This window comes from Echinicola marina (assembly GCF_020463795.1).
Lineage (GTDB): Bacteria > Bacteroidota > Bacteroidia > Cytophagales > Cyclobacteriaceae > Echinicola > Echinicola marina.
The window spans coordinates 4576171-4595085 of record NZ_CP080025.1; the positions used below are offsets into that span (position 1 = coordinate 4576171).

17 protein-coding genes and 2 tRNA genes are annotated in these 18915 nt (G+C 38.6%); 6 read left to right on the forward strand and 13 right to left on the reverse strand.

The genetic code is table 11. The annotated features are described in order from the left end of the window. Window positions 1–139 precede the first annotated feature (139 nt). A complete protein-coding gene (locus KZP23_RS18520) occupies window positions 140–859 on the forward strand; it encodes a tetratricopeptide repeat protein (protein WP_226333266.1) in 720 nt (239 codons plus the stop codon). On the opposite strand, the gene KZP23_RS18525 is transcribed toward KZP23_RS18520, so the two are convergent. The 3 genes from KZP23_RS18525 to KZP23_RS18535 are packed head-to-tail and all read right to left on the reverse strand — an operon-like array spanning window position 860 to window position 3246. Further along, window positions 860–1693, reverse strand: a complete 834-nt coding sequence (locus tag KZP23_RS18525; RefSeq protein ID WP_226333267.1) for a universal stress protein — start codon at window positions 1691–1693, stop codon at window positions 860–862. It abuts the gene before it with no gap. A gap of 20 nt (window positions 1694–1713) precedes the next feature. Next, entirely contained in the window at window positions 1714–2634 is a 921-nt protein-coding gene (locus tag KZP23_RS18530) for a 2-hydroxyacid dehydrogenase (RefSeq protein ID WP_226333268.1), read from the reverse strand. Beyond that, on the reverse strand, window positions 2635–3246 hold the full coding sequence (locus tag KZP23_RS18535) for a DNA-3-methyladenine glycosylase (RefSeq protein WP_226333269.1): 612 nt from the start codon (window positions 3244–3246) through the stop codon (window positions 2635–2637). A 132-nt stretch (window positions 3247–3378) separates the two neighbouring features. Here KZP23_RS18535 and KZP23_RS18540 point away from each other — a divergent pair, with 132 nt between their 5' ends. Beyond that, window positions 3379–4191 (forward strand): DUF2911 domain-containing protein, encoded by an 813-nt coding sequence (locus tag KZP23_RS18540; protein ID WP_226333270.1) that lies wholly within the window; start codon window positions 3379–3381, stop codon window positions 4189–4191. Window positions 4192–4252: 61 nt separating this feature from the next. On the opposite strand, the gene KZP23_RS18545 is transcribed toward KZP23_RS18540, so the two are convergent. Continuing rightward, window positions 4253–5959, reverse strand: a complete 1707-nt coding sequence (locus KZP23_RS18545) for a sodium:solute symporter family transporter (RefSeq protein ID WP_226333271.1) — start codon at window positions 5957–5959, stop codon at window positions 4253–4255. 93 nt (window positions 5960–6052) lie between these two features. Continuing rightward, on the reverse strand, window positions 6053–8542 hold the full coding sequence (locus tag KZP23_RS18550; RefSeq protein ID WP_226333272.1) for a PIG-L family deacetylase: 2490 nt from the start codon (window positions 8540–8542) through the stop codon (window positions 6053–6055). Between the two features lie 500 nt (window positions 8543–9042). On the opposite strand from KZP23_RS18550, the gene KZP23_RS18555 reads away from it, so the two are divergent. Genes KZP23_RS18555 through KZP23_RS18565 form a run of 3 tightly spaced genes read left to right on the forward strand, consistent with a single transcriptional unit; the run spans window position 9043 to window position 10991 of the window. Beyond that, window positions 9043–9960 carry an IS1595 family transposase gene (locus KZP23_RS18555; protein ID WP_226332547.1) on the forward strand — a complete coding sequence of 306 codons (918 nt, stop codon included), beginning with the start codon at window positions 9043–9045 and terminating at the stop codon, window positions 9958–9960. A gap of 52 nt (window positions 9961–10012) precedes the next feature. After that, a complete protein-coding gene (locus tag KZP23_RS18560) occupies window positions 10013–10555 on the forward strand; it encodes a DUF4136 domain-containing protein (protein WP_226333273.1) in 543 nt (180 codons plus the stop codon). 28 nt (window positions 10556–10583) lie between these two features. Beyond that, entirely contained in the window at window positions 10584–10991 is a 408-nt protein-coding gene (locus KZP23_RS18565) for a hypothetical protein (protein ID WP_226333274.1), read from the forward strand. A gap of 369 nt (window positions 10992–11360) precedes the next feature. Here KZP23_RS18565 and KZP23_RS18570 read toward each other — a convergent pair. The 4 genes from KZP23_RS18570 to KZP23_RS18585 form a co-directional block, all read right to left on the reverse strand. Continuing rightward, window positions 11361–11433, reverse strand: a tRNA-Thr gene (locus KZP23_RS18570). A 130-nt stretch (window positions 11434–11563) separates the two neighbouring features. Then, window positions 11564–11636, reverse strand: a tRNA-Thr gene (locus tag KZP23_RS18575). 203 nt (window positions 11637–11839) lie between these two features. Then, the gene (locus tag KZP23_RS18580) at window positions 11840–13699 is read right to left on the reverse strand and encodes a DUF349 domain-containing protein (protein WP_226333275.1); all 1860 of its coding nucleotides are present in this window, start codon (window positions 13697–13699) and stop codon (window positions 11840–11842) included. A 54-nt stretch (window positions 13700–13753) separates the two neighbouring features. Beyond that, a complete protein-coding gene (locus KZP23_RS18585) occupies window positions 13754–14323 on the reverse strand; it encodes a YqgE/AlgH family protein (RefSeq protein WP_226333276.1) in 570 nt (189 codons plus the stop codon). 97 nt (window positions 14324–14420) lie between these two features. Between KZP23_RS18585 and pdxH the strand changes: the two genes are divergently transcribed. Beyond that, a complete protein-coding gene (gene pdxH, locus KZP23_RS18590) occupies window positions 14421–15056 on the forward strand; it encodes a pyridoxamine 5'-phosphate oxidase (protein WP_226333277.1) in 636 nt (211 codons plus the stop codon). Window positions 15057–15101: 45 nt separating this feature from the next. Here the strand turns inward: pdxH and bshB1 are convergent, their stop codons facing one another. The 4 genes from bshB1 to KZP23_RS18610 all read right to left on the reverse strand — a co-directional run bounded on the left by bshB1 (window position 15102) and on the right by KZP23_RS18610 (window position 18904). After that, window positions 15102–15818 (reverse strand): bacillithiol biosynthesis deacetylase BshB1, encoded by a 717-nt coding sequence (gene bshB1, locus KZP23_RS18595; RefSeq protein ID WP_226333278.1) that lies wholly within the window; start codon window positions 15816–15818, stop codon window positions 15102–15104. A 64-nt stretch (window positions 15819–15882) separates the two neighbouring features. Then, window positions 15883–16911 carry a M23 family metallopeptidase gene (locus KZP23_RS18600; protein WP_226333279.1) on the reverse strand — a complete coding sequence of 343 codons (1029 nt, stop codon included), beginning with the start codon at window positions 16909–16911 and terminating at the stop codon, window positions 15883–15885. A gap of 6 nt (window positions 16912–16917) precedes the next feature. Then, window positions 16918–17862 (reverse strand): thioredoxin-disulfide reductase, encoded by a 945-nt coding sequence (trxB, locus tag KZP23_RS18605; protein ID WP_226333280.1) that lies wholly within the window; start codon window positions 17860–17862, stop codon window positions 16918–16920. Between the two features lie 178 nt (window positions 17863–18040). Further along, window positions 18041–18904, reverse strand: coding sequence for a sigma-70 family RNA polymerase sigma factor (locus KZP23_RS18610; protein ID WP_015267200.1), 864 nt, complete (start codon window positions 18902–18904; stop codon window positions 18041–18043). Window positions 18905–18915 lie beyond the last annotated feature (11 nt).

Genomic DNA, 18915 nt, shown 5'->3' on the forward strand with positions numbered 1-18915 from the left:
AATTAAACAAAAGTCAACACACATGAATAAAATTCAATTAAAAATGTAATGAATTTCAGTAGGGAATAAACTTCTTCATGACATAGCCTGTTAAGTATAATGTTATTAATTTTGAACAAAATAAAAAAACAAATACATCGTGAGTGATATTAATCAGGGTATCTCCTATTATAAAGAAGGTAAATTTGAAGAGGCATTGGTTATTTTCGATCAGTTGATCAAGCAAAGCCCAAAGGAACCGATTCTACTGCTTCATAGGGGAAGAATCCTTTCCAGGCTTGGAAAACTTGAAGCTTCCTTGACAGATTTTGACCTGCTTATTGAAATAGACAATTTCAATCCGGATTATATCAGTGACAGGGCCGTAGTACTTCATTTGATGAAAAGAAATGAAGATGCCTTAAAGGAATTGGACAGGGCACTGAATCTGGACCCTAATAATCCTTACAGGTACTCGAGCCGCGCTTTTCTGAAAGACCGTGCCGGAGATTTAGAAGGAGCTATTGCTGATTATGAAAAGGCCATTGAGCTAGATCCGGAAGATGCAGTTTCTTACAATAATAAAGGACTTGTTGAAGAGAAATTGGGTTACAAGAAACAATCCAAATCCAGTTTTCAAAAAGCTGATGATTTGATAGGCTATCAACCCAAAGAATATAAAAGCACCGCGACACCAAAAGAAAAAGAGCACAAAGACCAGTCACCGCCAATCACTTCTTCTAAACAGGATGAAGAAAGGGCCAACAAGTCTATTTCATTTAAAGATTACTGGAAAACCGTTGCCAAGGTTCTTGGTGATAAAAACACAAGGACTGAGTTTTTTGATTTTATCAAATCAAAATTCGGAAATAAAAAGTAATCAAACCTTTTTGACGACCAGAAGTGGTTTATTGATAAAATAAGACATCTTTCTTGACAAATTACTTGTAAAAAGCTGGTCAAACCAGCTTTTTTTCTTGCTCAGAGTTACCAAAATGTCCCCTTTGGCAACGACCAAATAATTCTCCAGTCCCAAGCTAGGCTCATCACGATAGGTCTTCAATACATAACTCATTTTTTCGTAGCGAATAAATGGCTTGATCTCTTCAACCATGGTTTGGTGTAAGGCTTTATCTATGATTTTATTCTTTGTTCCCACATGGACAATATCAATTTCACTATCAAAATGGCCAGCCATTTCCACTACTTTTTGAATGGCCAGCTTATCCTCCTCTAAATAGTCCGTTGCATAAACAAATTTTCTTGGGGGCTTAAAGAATACCTTGCGGGGAACGATCAATACATCCCGGTCAGCTTGGTCAATCACCTGACTTGACCGAGATCCTATAAAATTGGTTTTGATATCATTCACACCCTCTGTCCCCATGATAATCAAATCAATATTTTGCTCCTCAGCATATTTAATGATCACGGGAACAGTCTTCCCTTCCCTGATTTCCGCTTTACATGAGTTAATCCCTTTGTCTGAGCATTCTAGCAGTACCTCATTGACCAGATTATCCATCTTCTTTTGGACAAAGTCCAGAAGCTCTTCCTTTGGTTTACGGAAAAGCTTCCTGTAATCATCCATATCAGGAACATGAAACAGGGTTAAATCTGCATGGTATTTTTCAGCCATTTTTGCCGCATACTCAATAGCATTTAAAGAACATTCCGAAAAATCTGTAGGACATAAAATTTTAAAAGTACTCATATAAAATCGGGGTTTATTTATTAATAACCTCTTTCACGGTCAATCTGATTGACCAATGGTCTATTTTCTTTCAGTCTCCTATAATTCTCAATTATCTGAGGAGCCGCTGCCTTAGGATTGGTTACACTGGCTATATGTGGAGTAAAAGTAATTTTAGGATGTCTCCAAAACTCATGTCCTTCCGGTAAGGGTTCCTTCCTGAAAACATCCAATAGTGCCCCAGAAAGTATGCCTTCATCTATGGCAGGAATCAAATCCTCTTCTATGAGGTGCTGCCCTCTCGCCACATTGATCAAGTAGGTACCTTTATTACACTTCCTAAATAAATCTGCATTTAAAACCCCATCCGTTTGCGGTGTCAAAGGTAGTAAACAAACCAATACATTGATCTGTTTGAGAAATTCTCCCAATTGATCACCATAGAAGTACGGAAATTTAAAATTTTTCTTTGGCCTATTTCCATAACCCAACACCTCAAAGCCCATATAATCCAATTTGTCCAAAACATCTCCTCCCAATTCACCTACTCCTAGCACACCGATTTTGACGGGTAGTTCAGGCTGATTCATATCCCATTTCTGGTTTTCCTTATCTGCCAAAAACCGTTGAATTTGACGATGGTAATTTAGCACCCCCATCACCACATAATTGGTCATGGAAAAAGTCAGTTTGGGATCCACGATCCTACAAATTGCAATGGATTTGTCTATATTTTCGTCACCTAAAATATGATCCACCCCGGCTCCCATTGAGCAAATTAATCTTAAATTTTTGAATTGGGCCAGAGTTCCCTTAGGATGCTGCCATACCATGGCCACAGTTACTTCATTTGGATGCCTAATTTCCGGATAAATCTCCAAGGAAATATCCGGCGCTTCCTTTTTGAATATTTCTAACCAAGGACTTATATCTCTGCTCGGGGAAATAATTGCTAAACTCATCTATTTTTTACTGATATATGGATTATTCTTAATATAATACCGCCACGGTAATAAGGCATCTTCTTCGGCATAGTCTATCCCTACTCTTTGGGTAGTGACAATTTCAACATCCGATTTATCTTCCTCTTTATGCCCTAACCAAAGACCATATTCTTTTTTATATAATCTCAAATCATTATTTTCAGAGGAAATCCCCAATGCTTTGGTCAGCTTTCCAGGTCCATTGGTAAGATCATGTTTACGCTTCACCTTCCTTCTCTCATGCATGATATCCTCTCCATAAATAGGCTCAACAGCTCTTATAAGTACCGCCTTGGCATCACCTTCCGCATGTGTAACGACATTGAGCAAATGGTGCATGCCATAACATAAATAAACATAACTTCTTCCTCCTTCCTTGAACATTACGGCCGTTCTTGGCGTTAGTTTATTTGGAAATGCATGACAGGCTTTATCCACATTTCCATCATAAGCCTCTGTTTCTACGATTCTAGCTGCAGTGGCCTTTCCACCTAATTCTGAAATAATGATTTTACCTAAAAGGTCCTTGGCAATTTCTGTTACATTCCTTACTAAAAAGAAATCCTTAGCAAGAATTTTAATATCTTCCATGTTTAGTACTATTGCCCCTTAATATCCATATTTTAGTCAAAATAAAAAAAACATTAATATTACTTCTTACAATTAAACCAATTCGAATTATCTATGAAGCTAAGCGTCAGTATCTTCATTATGCTCCTAAGCATGACTGCAACTTTTATGGCAGTTGCACAGCAAATCCAAATGCCTCAGGCAAGCCCGTCGGCCACCATCAGCCAGAAAATAGGCCTTACCGATGTAAAGGTGGAATATAGTCGACCAAGTGTAAAAGGAAGGAAAATCTTTGGCGTTCTGGTTCCTTATGGTGAGGTATGGAGAACTGGAGCTAATTCCAGCACCAAAATCTCCTTTAACACCGATGTGATCATTGAAGGGAAAAAACTCCCAGAAGGCACTTATGCACTTTACAGTATTCCTGACAAAAAAGAGTGGACCATTATCCTCTCGGACAATCTTGAATTATGGGGCTCAATAGGCTACACCCCTGAAAATGATGTTCTGAGATTTAAGGTACCTGTTGAAAAAAGCCGTAAAGATGTTGAAACCATGGAAATCAGTTTCAATAAACTAACAGACTCTGGGGCTACATTAAACTTGAACTGGGAAAAAGCAGCTATCAGCTTTAATATTGAAACAGAAGTAGAAGCAGTAGTGATGAGCCAAATTCAGGACTTGGTTATTGACCAAAATTCAGATAATCCAGGATTGCTTTACCAAGCAGCTTCGTACTATTATTCTCAAGACAAGGATCTCGAAACCGCCCATGATTGGATAGAAAGATCCGTTAAAGACGATCCTAAGTATTGGACCATGCACTTAAAGGCCAAAATAGAGGACAAACTGGGCATGAAAGAGGAAGCAATAAAAAGTGCAAGCCTTTCTGCTGAAATGGCCAGAGAAGCCAAAAACATGGATTATGTCGGCCTTAATGAGCGATTGATCAACTCACTAAAATAAATCCACGTTAAAGAGACCATAAGTATTTGGCTTATGGTCTTTTCATTTCTTCTTCAAATAATTATGCCTTTTTATTGAACAGCTGGATAATGGCTGACAGCGCCATTACTAACAAGCAACCAATGGCATTGTACCATAAATAACCTATGTCAATAGTAATGCCCAATAACTCACCTCCATTTTTCCAATGGATCAAAAGTATAATTGCTTCCGCAATCAACGCGGCAATAAAAACAGCATTTCCTCTTACCCATTTCATATAAAATCCCACCAAAAATATCCCTAGGATGGTTCCATAAAACAGGGAGCCCAAAAGATTCACTGCCTGAATGAGATTTTCAAATAAAGTGGCGTAGGTAGCAAAGAGTATGGCAAATATGCCCCAAACTGCCGTGAGCAATTTAGATGAAAGGGTATAATGCCTTTCTGTACCATTTCTATTGATAGAACGCTTATAGATGTCCACCGTGGATGTAGATCCCAAGGCATTGAGTTCAGACGCCGTACTGGACATGGCTGCAGAAAAAATCACTGCAAATAAAAGTCCTACAACACCTGATGGAAGATAGTCCATTACAAACCGCATAAATACATAATCCGTATCCCTAGTTTCTGCCTTAGGCTCATTTTTCAGGATCAGTTCTTTTACATCTTGCCTAATGGCTTCCTGCTTTTCCTGACTTTCCCCTATCTGCGTCTTCAATTCTTCAACTTTAGCCTCATTCCCTCTATTTTCTGCCTCAATCATAGCATATAACGCGGTATTTTTATCCTCAAACACCTGACTATATGATGCTTCAAGCTGATCAAACTCTTCCTTATATTCACTTTTGGCCAATTTTTCGGTTTGCACCTTGTTAAAAAATATCGGAGGCTCATAAAATTGGTAAAAAACGAATACCATAACCCCAATGAACAGGATGACAAATTGCATGGGCACCTTCAAGAAGCCATTCATAATCAAGCCCTTTCTGCTTTCTGTCAAGGACCTACCGTTGAGGTACCTTTGGACTTGAGACTGGTCTGTGCCAAAATAAGACAAAAACAAAAATAGCGCACCTGTGATCCCAGACCAGAAATTATACCTATCCCCCAAATCAAATTCAAAATTGACGATATTTAACTTACCCATCTTCCCTGCCACATGCATGGCATCATTAAAAGAAACAGGAAGCATATTGATCACCAAAATTCCTGCTAGGATCATCCCTCCCATCATGACCGTCATTTGCTGCTTCTGAGTGATGGAAACGGCTTTGGTCCCCCCTGTAACCGTATAGACAATCACCACCATACCAATAAACACATTGGTAAAGGTCAAATTCCAATTCAGTAAGGTGGAAAGAATAATGGCCGGTCCATATATTGTAATTCCAGCTGCCAGCCCTCTTTGGATCAAAAATAAAAATGCCGCCAGAGTCCTGGTTTTCAAATCGAACCTTGACTCCAAAAACTCATAAGCAGTGTAAACCTTTAGCTTATAATAAATGGGAAGAAAAGTTACAGAAAGGATAATCATGGCTATCGGCAAGCCAAAATAAAACTGCACAAACCGCATCCCATCCTGATAGGCTTGCCCGGGAGTACTCAAAAAGGTGATCGCTGATGCCTGAGTGGCCATGATTGACAAGCCTATGGTCCACCAGCCCAGTTCATTTCCTCCCTTTAGGTAACTATCCATGTCTTTTGGCCCATAGGTCTTATACACACCATAGCCAATGATGATAAATAATGTACCAAATAGAACAATCCAATCAAGATAACTCATGAATAATATTGGGTAATGGTATAAAACAAAAGTATCAAGCCAGCCAAAACCAATATTAAAAGACCATATATTCTATTCCAGTTTACCTTGGGTTCATTCATCACCTTGTTCTATTAGATTAACGAAAAGTTTAATCGCTCCTGGCACACCTGCTGGCAATAGCCTGAACCAAGAAATCCCTGTATAGCAATAAGTACCTTTTCCATAATTGGCCAATAATAGGCTCCCTTTACTGGGGTTTTCTTCTGGATCATTCATGGTCAATGGCGTGATGTACTTCCCGTCCCAATTATCCGGAAAATATAAGCCTCTTTCCTGTACCCAACCGTCAAAGTCTTCCATACTTATTGGATTGGGTCCTTGCATAACCGGATGGGCTAAAAAATCCACTGAAACTGGCGAATCCTCTACTGCCACTCTTTTTCTGGTGATGTCAAATGGATATGGACCCAATTGATCTCTCATCAAGGATGCTGTAGTATTGTACTGAATAATTAAATTCCCGCCATTTTCTACGTATTTCATTAATTGATCAAACTGACTCACCAGTTGTTCATTGACATTGAATGCCCTGATTCCTACTATGACAGTTGAAAAAACTGAAAGCCTTGCCTCATCTATGTTGCCACTTTCCAAAATTGATACGGAATAGCCCAGATTCTGTAATACCTGCGCCACATCATCTCCTGCCCCCGGGATATAGGCGATTCTTTGATTAGTAGTTTTCAAATCCAATTTTATCAAATCAAACTTGGCTTTCGGGAAATAAGTGAGGTTTGGAATGTGTTTATAATTGATACGCCTGATTCCTTGATCATATATTAGTCCCTCATCTGTAATATACTGAGCCGCAATACTTGTTTTTCCTATTTTGGCATCACCGTTAATACTGATTTGATAACTAATCTCATTAATGCTTTTATCTTTATCTTCCTTAAACCCTTGCTCTATTATCTTATAGGCACTTTGAGCTAATCCTTCCAGCTCCAAACGTCCCGGAACTAGTTTGTCATTAAACTTAACCTTAATATTAAAAACAGCAGGCTTACCTGCTATGGCATAAACCTGATCCTGCTCTATACTCAGTTCTACTGCAGGTATCAACACAAAGGGTTGCTTGGTTTCACCATCTACCGGGTCATTAAATTTATAGCGCAAAGGAACATTCATCTGTATGCTCTGGCCCTCAACTTCAAAACTAACTATTCCTACCACAGTAGGCGCGTTGAAGGCCCTTCCTATTTGGTTCTGATCCGTTACATTATATAACTTGCTCTCAGGTTCCTTTTCAATCCAGTAAGGTTGAGATACTTTTTCCCCTGTTTCAAAGCTCAAGTTCATTTTCTCCCTCAACACCTCATTATCCATGACTGTGGCATTCAAATCGTGATTGTCATGAAGAACATCAATCTTCCTCACTTTTACTGGAATAGAAGAAGGATTATTAAAAATAAAACTTGCATTGACCGATTCTCCAATATACGCTTCTTCTTGATCTGCTAAAAACTCCACCTTAAGTCCAAGGACATCAGAAATAATTTCATTGATCAGCTCCTTTTTTTCCCTGATCCACTTCGCATCTCCATCAAGATCCGTCAAAAGCTTTTTTACCTTAAGGAGATTGGAAAGGTTGTTTTCAAGATTAACAAAATCAAAATCTGAAATAGCCTTGTCTAAGGCCAACTGTATCTCTTTTCCTTTTGTAATGGTTTCCCAACGATTTTCAACTCCCTCAAAAGGATCATTTTCAAACTCTTCACCGTCCACTAATTCAATAATATCCTCAGAATCTCCAACTGAAGCTGTTGAGCCAAAACCCTGAGATTTGTGCATGGTACGGCTGTCAGCTGCTATTTGTGCATAGGTCGTTCCCAAAAGATCATTATAGTCTCCCACTGGAAAGGAATGAAAAACAGCTTCCCCGCTGGGTTCATAAGGGCCTCCCCAGCTGTAGGCATTCCAAAACACCCTTTTTGCTTGCCAAACATCTACTTTATCCAGTTGTTCTGGAAAAGCATTAGGGTCTGCCGCAGCTCTAAAAGCTTCCGTGGAGAGGATGGCCGAAGTGGTATGATGACCATGGGTGGTCCCCGGTGTGGTATTGAATCTGTTGATAATAATATCAGGTTGATAATTTCGAATTACCCAAACAACATCTGAAAGTAATTTTTCCTTATCCCAATTATTAAGGGTCTCCGTTGGGTTCTTACTATATCCAAAATCAATCGCCCTTGAGAAAAATTGTTGTCCTCCATCTATCTTCCTTGCCTTCAAAAGCTCCTGCGTTCTGATCATCCCCAATTCCACACCTAATTCTTTACCAATCAGGTTTTGTCCTCCGTCACCTCTGGTAAGCGACATATAACCTACTTGCACATGCTCTTTGTTACCTAAATAAGCTATTAACCTAGTATTCTCATCATCTGGATGGGCTGCTATATATAAAACCCTCTTGGTTTCATTTAACCTTAATAACAGATGGTAAATATATGAGGAAGGTTGAGAGGTGATTTCTCCAGCAGTAGCCTGTCCTAAAATAGAAATCAAAATAAAAGAAAATAGTAATCGGATTTTTAACTTCATACAGTTTGGTATTATAAAACGAATCTAAAATAACCATTAAATATGATAAAACACTTTTATACAAGTGGTATTCCCCAAAAGGTTTCAGCATTTCTAACAAGACTTCCCCAACTTTTAAAGTGATGGGTAAAAAGTAAATGGCTCTAGCTTAAAAAAATAAAAATCGCAAAATACAATAATGATTTAAAACTGTCTCCGACCTTTGTCCTGCCAATTTTTACCGAATAATCTTTGAATATTTTGCATATCTGATTTCAAAATTCAATTGACAGCTAATATTCTTTGTATTTTTATATAATTCATTTTAAATAAACTTCTCTGCCGTTAAGCGGTAGACTTCAAAGAGATTTAGACCAAAAGAACTTTCCAATATTTCAGTCCAATTAATATTAGATTTTATGTGTATCCGTAAGAGTGCACGTAATAAAATATGACAATACGTGTCATTAAATTTCAAGGTATCAGGATAGTTGTTTTCTTGCATAAAAACAAGAAAAGCTATGAACCTTATAGAATTTACGGGCCATTTCCCAGATGAGGAAAGTTGTGAACAATACATCAAGAAATACCGTGAGAAAAGCGGTATACGGTGCAAAAACTGTGAGAAGATAACCCGACACTATTGGTTTGCCAACGGCAGGTTTTTCGAATGCAGCAGTTGTCGGAGACGTTCTTCTCTTAAATCAGGGACGGTAATGGAAAACAGCAAGCTTCCGCTCCGTATCTGGCTATTGGCCATGCTGTTTATGTCGGCGACCAAGAAAGGGTTTTCCTGCCTTGAGCTCCAGCGGCAACTGGGGCTTAGCCGATATGAGACCACTTTCCGTCTGATGCACAGGATACGGTCAGCCATGGGACAACGAGATGAGCTTTATATCCTCAGTGACATGATTGAATATGACGAGTGTTATATGGAAACCGTACAGGAGAACCAGATCTTGGGTCAGCTTAAACGTGGAAAAGGCAGCCAGAAACAGACCGCAGTAGCGGTGGCGGCCGAATCGGTACCCTTGGAAGACCTGGATTCCGGGCAGAAAACAAAGCGCTGTGGCTATTTCAAAATGAGGGTCATGGACAAAGTGGACTGCGAGAGTGTCAATGCCTTTATCCGGGCCAATACCGTAGGGGATGTGGTACTGTTTACAGACAAGAACACGGCCTACTCGAAAATAGAGGAAGTGGTGGCCACCCATTTGGCCGTTCCATCGGGAAAGGAGTCCGTAAACGACACCTTAAAATGGGTACACAAAGCAATCAGTAATCTTAAAAGAACCCTGTTGGGGGTATATCACATGATAACTTATAAATATTTACAGAACTATTTAAATGAGTTTGTTTACAGATTGAACCGAAGATATTTTGGCAAAGGACTCTTTGAAAGGCTCGTTATTGCGGGCACTTACCCATACGTGCAGTAAAACGGATACACATATTAGATTTATTTCTAACCAATTTTCAAAGTATAAGATCATGAATATCCAAAGCTTCACATTCCTCTTATTTTTGATTTATTTATTAAGTAGTTGCTCCTCAGGAAAGATTATCAGCACTACATCTGTAGAAAACTTTAACATCAACAACTACCAAAGCTTTGATTTTTATCAAACAGAACTGAATATCGACGAGATGCCCGAATTTGAAAAACGTGTGGACTGGATCAAAGAAGCCATAGAAGAAAAATTCAAAGAATATGGTTTGGAAAAGGATTCCTCATCTCCCGAGCTACTTGTCAACATAGGAATTGTCCTTGAAGAAAAAATACAAACTAGGGAAACAGACTTAAGAAGTGATCCCCCTACCTATATTGGACAAAGAAGGTATCACTGGGAAGTAGAAGAAGTAGAAGTAGGACGCTATAACGAGGGAGCCTTTACTTTAGATTTAGTTAATGCAAAGTCACAAAAACTGCTCTGGCAGGGAGTAGCTGAAGGCATAGTTTCTACCAATGACAAGCAGGCATATAAAAACCTTAAAGAGGGAACCCAAAAATTACTATCTGACCTAGACCAATAAATTACTTTAAAAACTAACCTTAATACTTATGAAAAACTTATTCATTTTGGCTTTGCTACTTATGATGGCATGTTCAAGCAGCACATCAATAGTAAGTTCATGGAAAGAACCTGGAGCGAATACAGCAAACACAAATTTCACAAAAATAATGGCTGTAGTATTGGCCAATACAGAATCGGCAAGAAGACAAGCGGAAGATGAACTTGTTAGGGAAAACCCAATTTTTGTCCCTTCATATCAAGTTCTGAATAGCCAAGAAGTATCGATGGACAAAGACAAAAGTGGAGATATCTTAAGAGATCAAAATATTGATGGCGTATTGGTTTTAAAACTAGTAGACAAAGAGAAGACCCAAAACTATGTACCAGGTTCCTATACCGGAGGCTATTATGGACGATATAGCTACTATTGGGGCGGATATTATGATCCAGGATAATACCAAGAAAACACCAATTATCTTATCGAAGTCAGTTTATACTCTTTAGAAAAAAATGAATTAATATGGTCTGCGATCAGTTCCACAGTAAATCCAAATTCCATTGAAAAGACAGTTAAAAACATTCTCAATGAATCTTATAAACAAATGAGGGAAGATGGATTTTTACCTCCTGTGAATTAATCGTATATCTCATCATCCCCATCCATTTTTCTTCTAACTAATAATGACGTTTTTAAATAAATGAGGCGTTTCATAGCATCGACTCATTTATTTATACCCCATAGAAATCAAACCTGACAACTATCTATCGATTTTGAATACAAATTGACATAACAAAAAAAGGACAGTGAAATCACTGTCCTTCTGAGCCTCCTGTCGGGATCGAACCAACGACCTACTGATTACAAGTCAGTTGCTCTACCAGCTGAGCTAAGGAGGCTTTTTGCTCTATCATCCCAACAAAACTATTAGAATCAAGATTTTTTTCTTCCAACTCCAATATTACTAAGATACTTAGAGTTTCTGTTTTAAAAGAATGACAAAACCACTTTTCCAGATTTTGAAAGTTGAGCCTCCTGTCGGGATCGAACCAACGACCTACTGATTACAAGTCAGTTGCTCTACCAGCTGAGCTAAGGAGGCTTTTTACTCTAACATCCCGATTGCTATCGGGATAAGGAAGCTTTTTGTTTTACTTTTTCAATAAATCTTGAAAAGATCTTGTCTTTCTTTTGCTTGGGCTTTTCCCTTATTGCGAGTGCAAATATATGGGCATTATCATATCATCCCAAACGATTTTGAAAAAAAATTAGGGAGATATATTTATCTCCCTAACTATTAGAAACTTAAAATTCCCTTAAAATGGAAAGTTTTTTCTTGAGCTTCTCAATCTCCTCTTCGGCTTTCTCAATTTTCTGATCAAACTGATCTTTCAGCTTATCTGCAGTTTTCGATGAAGCAAAAAATTCGAGGTTATTTTTCCACAATGTAATATTATTCTCAAGATCACTGATTTGTTTTCTGATGCCATGTTCCTTTTTATTGAACACCCTATCAGAATTGGGATCAGATTGAATCTTGTTCAAATTCAAACGGAACAAGAATTCTTCTCTGTTCTCTCCATCAGTGTCCATTACATCCACACAAGATTCGACGGCTTCATTGAACTTAGCTGCGATACCCTTTATATTTTTCCTTGGAACGAACCCTATGCTATTATACTCTTCCACTAACTTCTCTAGATACTCAATAGTAAGCTCCTCAGAACCAGGTAAGGCACTTATTTTTTCACATATAGCTTCCTTTAATTCTAAGTTCTTTTCAAACTCCTGATTGGTTTCCTTATTGGCCTGTCTCCTATTATCAAAAAAAGTATCACAAGCCGATTTAAATTTTCTGTAAAGTTCATCTCTGACCTTTTCTGGTGTAGGCCCTAGCTTTTTCCATTCCTGCTGAAGCTTTATTAAGGCATTTGAGGTATTTTGCCAATCAGTACTCTCTTTTAGTTCTTCTGCTTTCTCAATCAGCCCCTCAGCCTTTTCTTTATTTACTCTACGGATCTCATCAAGCTCCTTAAAAAACAAATTCTTATTATGGAAAAACTGTTTGAAACAACCCCAGAAATTTCTATTAATATCTCTACCACACTCCCTAGGCACAGGACCTATCGCCTCCCACTCCTTCTGAATAGCCAGAATTTCCTTGGTTTTAGTATTCCATTCTTTTATCCGATTGGCTTTGAATTCTTTAAATTCATCCAGCTGCTTGATCAAGGCTTCCTTCTTAACCTGATTTTCCTTGAAAACTTCCTTTTGGCTCTCATAATAAGCCTTGCGTTTTGCGTAAATAGCATCTGAGGCTCCCTTAAACCTTTGCCACACATTTTCCTGCTCTTCTCTTGGAACTGGACCAATATGCTTAAATTCCTCATGAAGGTCATTAAGCGCTTTTATTGCTGTTCTTAAATCCTCTTCCTCATTAAGGGCTTCCACCTTCTCACAAAGCTCTATTTTCCCTTCAAGATTTTTCTTACGATCAAGTTCTTTCAGCTCAAAATAGATACTTCTATTATCATAAAACCGATCCATAAGTGCATTATATGAAGCCCATAGGCTTTTGTTTTGCGCACCGGGTACAGGACCGATCTCTTTCCACTCTTGTTGTATATCTTTGATGGTGGAAATACTGTGGGTAGTCTCCTCTCCATCCACCAACTCTCTTAATTTCTCTAGTATTTGATTCTTGGCATAAAGGTTCTTCTCCTTTTCCTTCTCCAAGCTTTTTATTTGTTCCGTCCTACGGTTCTTAAAATCACCAAATAAGGCAAAAAATATTTTATCCTCTTCTGATTGTCTGTACTGAAAATCATCTTCAACACCACCATCATTCAAAAAGTCTTTCAAAGCCTCTTCTCTCTCCTTTTTATAATGATCTTCTTCAAAATGACTCTTGATATCATTAACAATATGATCGGCTTTTATAAAGTTACCTTTTTCTATAATTTCCTTCAGTGCTCCCACCAGTTGTTTCTTCGAATAATTACCATAATCCACATCATGGTGTTCTTCTTCATGATGGTCTTCCTCGTGGTGATCATCTTCATGGTGAACTGCTTTTTCCGATTCTTGTTGATTACCCATTTCAGTAGATTCAACTGATTCTTGGGTCACCTTGTTTTCTTCTGACATTTCCTTATCGTTCTTCATAATATCTATGAGTACATCTTACCAAATATGCTATAAGCAAAAGTAATAAATAATTTAATTTAATCTTGGGTCGATGGGATAATTTGCCAAAACCTGAAAATCTCCCCCCATATTCCGCAATGCAACCCTCCAAAGCTCATCTGGGGACGAATCAAAAATTGTCTTAGCATCGGCATGATCACATAAAATCCATGTCTTTTCATTCAATTCATCCTCCAACTGCCCTTCCGACCAGCCTGAATAGCCAATAAAAAACCTAAATCCTTCTAAATCCACCTCCCCTGCTTTGTACTTACTGACCAACTCTTCAAAATTTCCTCCCCAATACAATTCTTCCCCTAGTTTAATACTCCCCTCTAATAGCGCCCGTCCTTTATAAATGAAGTGCAAAGTATTCTGCTCAACCGGCCCCCCCACATAAACTTCCATATCCAGGAATTCGAGTTCATCCAATAAATCCTTTATCTTTAATATAGACAACTTATTCAACACAAGACCAAACGAACCGTTCTCATTGCTCTCACATAACAGCACAACCGACCGTACAAAATTTTCATCCTGTAAAAAAGGCTCTGATATCAGTAATTGTCCAGATTTGGGTGTGATTTTATCGTTTTTATCCATCAAATTGTCTTTGATTATTGATCTTTAATATAGGTCAAAATTTCATAAATGCAATTAACAATGGTATTTTTATGCCGATAAAAATCACCGATCAAAAATGGATATCGCAGCACTTAGAACAGAATATACACTCAAATCCATGGATGTTTCCTCCATGGATAATTCCCCATTAAAACAGTTTAGCATTTGGTTAGAGGAAGCTATCACAGCCAAAGTCAATGAACCAAACGCCATGAACTTGTCTACCACAGGTGAAATGCATAAACCAAAATCGAGAATTGTCCTTTTGAAGGACATTGACAATGGTTTTATTTTTTATACCAATTATCAAAGCAATAAAGGCAAACAACTATTAGAATTTCCCTATGCAGCACTTACCTTTTTCTGGCCAGAACTTCAAAGACAAGTGAGAATAGAAGGTAAAATCGAAAAGGTCAGTCCTGAAATTTCAGATAGCTACTTCAAAACCAGACCAAAATCCAGTCAAATTGGGGCTTGGGCTTCCCCACAAAGCCAAGAGATCCCAAACAGGGAGTTTATTGAAAGCAAAGAGGCTGAGATGATTGAAAAATTTAGGCATGAACCCATTGTAAGACCTGAACATTGGGGTGGCTATAGACTAATTCCTGAGTCGGTGGAATTCTGGCAAGGCAGGGCCAGCCGATTACACGACAGGATTTTATATACAAATACCAGATCAGGAAAATGGACCAAAGCCAGGTTAGCGCCATAAAAAAGAGGTAGAAACTCACCTCTTTTTAATCCTTTTAAACAGCCTTTATTGAAGATCAAAAAGATCTTTCACACCAATCATCTTTTCAACAGTAAAGCCTTCTCCATATTTTACATTGATGCTTTGACCAAACTCCTTGGCCCTGGCTTCAATAAAAGTAAAAAACTCAGGACTGCTTATATAACTTTCAGGTTCTGTATTATTGGGATCATAAAACTGGGACTTGAAGGCTTTAATACTCTCCAGCTTAGTCTCCCAATAACCTGATATATCAAACACAAAATCAGGTTTAATATAATTTGTCTGAATATAATGGTAAACATATTTTGGCCTCCAAGCCTCTTGGTTTTCCCCTTCAAAACTGGTTTCTACTTTTCTAAGCCCACTGATAAAACATGCATTGCTAGCCAGGCTACTTCCCTTTCCATGATCCGGATGCCTATCAGTTACAGCATTGGCCAAAACAATCTCAGGTTGGTATTTCCGGATCACTTTAACTACTTCAAGGTGATGCTGTTCATCATCTCTAAAAAAAACATCTTTAAAACCAAGATTCTCCCGAGCAGACAGTTGCAGAATTTCAGCAGATTTGTTCGACTCCTCTAATCTCAAGCTAGGAGTACCCCTAGTTCCCATTTCTCCTTGGGTCAGATCCAAAATACCAACCTTATATCCTTTTGCAATATGTGCTGCTATGGTACCCGAGCAAGATAACTCTGCATCATCAGGATGAGCAGCAATCACTAATATATCTAACTTCATCAGAAATTTATCTTTATGAAAATTTGTTCAAACTCCCATTTAACAAGCATACAGCATTAATAGTTTACCTTATCCTTAATCTTTGCCCTACTCTCAAAATCGATCTAGTAGAAATATTATTTCTTCTGGTTATCTGACGTACAGTTGTCCCGTACCTCCTTGCTATCACACTAAGATTTTCTCCACTTCTTACCCTGTGATATACCGCTTTTTGCATTTCTATCACATGGTCAAAACTATTGGCTGTAATCGTATAAACGCTATTTTTTAGTCTTCCTACAGAAAAATCAAATAACTCAGTGGGATTAATGGACAAGCCCTGATAGCGCACTTCAAAATGCAAATGCGGCCCTGTACTTCTACCTGTACTTCCTCCTTTTGCAATCATCTCACCTGCCTTAACCTCTTGTCCCACATTTACATTAAATTTGGACAAATGGCCATAAAGGGTTTCTAGCCCGTTTCTATGCCGTATCACCAAATAATAACCATAACCATACCTGTCGTAAGAACGCATCCTTACAATCCCATCAAAGACAGCATAAACGGGATCCCCCGTATTCAAGTCCAAATCAGTACCATGATGCCAGCGATACCTCCTAAAACCAAATTCAGAATTGATCTTGGTCTGATCAAGCGGCTTGCTCCAATTACTTCCATAAAATGAATCATAGAGTTTTATGGGGATAGTATCCTTAAAGTCTTTAGGGTTAAAATCATAGCTATTGATCCGCTGACTGTCCCAAGAGGAATAGTACTCAAACGCCGTGACCCAGATACTATCTATTTGAATTTTTTCAGCTACTTGCGCCAACTGATGGGTGGGCACCCATACCAAGGAAAGTGTATCTTCACTTACTGCACTCAAGCGACGTCTCAGATCCACCCTGTCCTTATATATCAAAGAATCAGTATCACGGTGCAAATCTTCTAGATACTGTTTTACATCAAAAGTATTGATACTTCGAACATCTGGCAGCTTTACTGCCGGTTCGGTATTCTTCTTAATTTTTGGAAAAACCTGTGCATGAGCTCCATTCAAGCCCATGCACAGTATTAATATTATGACTAAACGGAAAGCATTATTACTCATGGAATTTTAAGCCATCTCTTTTTCTGCAAGAAATCGCTCTGCGTCCAGAGCTGACATACATCCGGTTCCCGCAGCAGTTACTGCTTGTCTGTAAATATGGTCTTGAGCATCACCACAGGCAAACACTCCTTCGATATTTGTTCTCGTACTTCCAGCTTCGGTGATGATATATCCAGCTTCATTCATATCCAATACACCTTCAAAAATCTGTGTATTGGGCTGGTGACCAATGGCTACGAAAAATCCAGTTACATCAAGTTCAAATACTTCTCCTGTTTGATTGTTCTTAAGCCTAGCACCACTTACTTCATCCTCTCCTAGTATTTCTTCCGTTTCAGTATTCCAAAGGATTTCAATCTTAGGATTGTTCTTGACTCTTTCCTGCATGATTACAGAAGCACGAAGTTCATCCTTTCTCACCAGCATATATACTTTTTCACAGATATTTGCAAGGTAAGAAGCTTCCTCACATGCTGTATCTCCACCACCTACAATGGCTACTTTCTGGTTCCGGAAAAAGAATCCATCACAAACAGCACAGGCGGAAACACCTTTTCCATTTAATTTATTTTCACTTTCCAGTCCAAGCCATTTGGCCGATGCTCCTGTGGAAATAATTACTGTATCAGCAAGAACTTCCGTCTGTTCATCTACGATCACTTTATGGGGTCTTGAGCTAAAATCAACACCTGTGACCAAACCATAGCGCACATCCGTACCAAATCTTTCTGCTTGCTTTTTGAAGTCTTCCATCATTTGTGGCCCCATCACACCTTCAGGGTATCCAGGATAGTTTTCCACATCATTGGTGATAGTAAGCTGACCACCGGGTTGTCCTCCTGTGTATAGTACAGGATTTAGACCGGCTCTTGATGCATAAATGGCCGCTGTATATCCTGCAGGCCCAGAACCGATGATTAAAACTTTAACTTTTTCTGCTTCTTTATTCATTGACCAAGAATTTTTGGTTGGCAAATTTTAGAATTTTAATCTTGTTAACAAAGAATCCTCATGTTAAAATTCCCTAAATATTCAATTAAAATATTTCTGGGAACATAATGGGAATTCAAAAATAATAGTGAAACAAAAAAAGGGGCTAGAGCCCCTTTTCTGTCTGATGACTTATTTTTTATCCTAAATAAGGTTTTAGCGTCTTACTTCTTGAAGTATGTCTCAACCTTCTGATGGCTTTTTCCTTGATCTGCCTTACACGCTCACGAGTCAGGTTAAACTTTTCACCTATCTCTTCAAGCGTCATGGCGTGCTCTCCATTAAGACCAAAATACAAAGTTATCACATCAGCTTCTCTTTGAGTAAGTGTGGAAAGAGCTCTCTGTACTTCTTTTCTTAAAGAATCGTTCATCAAGCCATCATCAGGCTTTTCTTCTCCGTCATTCTCCAATACATCCAATAGGCTATTTTCCTCACCTTGGACAAAAGGTGCATCCATAGATACGTGACGGCCAGAGATTTTCATGGTGTCCACCACCTCACCAGCAGTTACTTCCAAGACCTCTGCCAATTCTTCTGGAGATGGCTCCCTTTCGAAACGCTGCTCAAGCTCGCTGAAAGTTTTACTGATTTTATTTAAGGATCCTACACGGTTCAAAGGAAGACGTACAATCCTGGATTGCTCGGCCAAAGCCTGCAAAATAGACTGTCTGATCCACCATACCGCATATGAAATGAATTTAAACCCCCTAGTTTCATCAAAACGCTGTGCTGCTTTGATAAGCCCAAGGTTTCCCTCGTTGATAAGATCCCCCAAAGACAAACCTTGGTTTTGGTACTGTTTTGCCACTGATACCACAAACCTCAAATTCGCTTTAGTCAATTTCTCAAGAGCTAGCTGATCACCTTCCCGGATTCTTTTGGCAAGCACCACCTCTTCATCTGCTGTCAAAAGGTCTACTTTACCGATTTCTTGTAAATACTTGTCGAGAGACTGACTCTCCCGGTTAGTGATCTGTTTGCTAATTTTAAGCTGCCTCATTCAGGAATTTC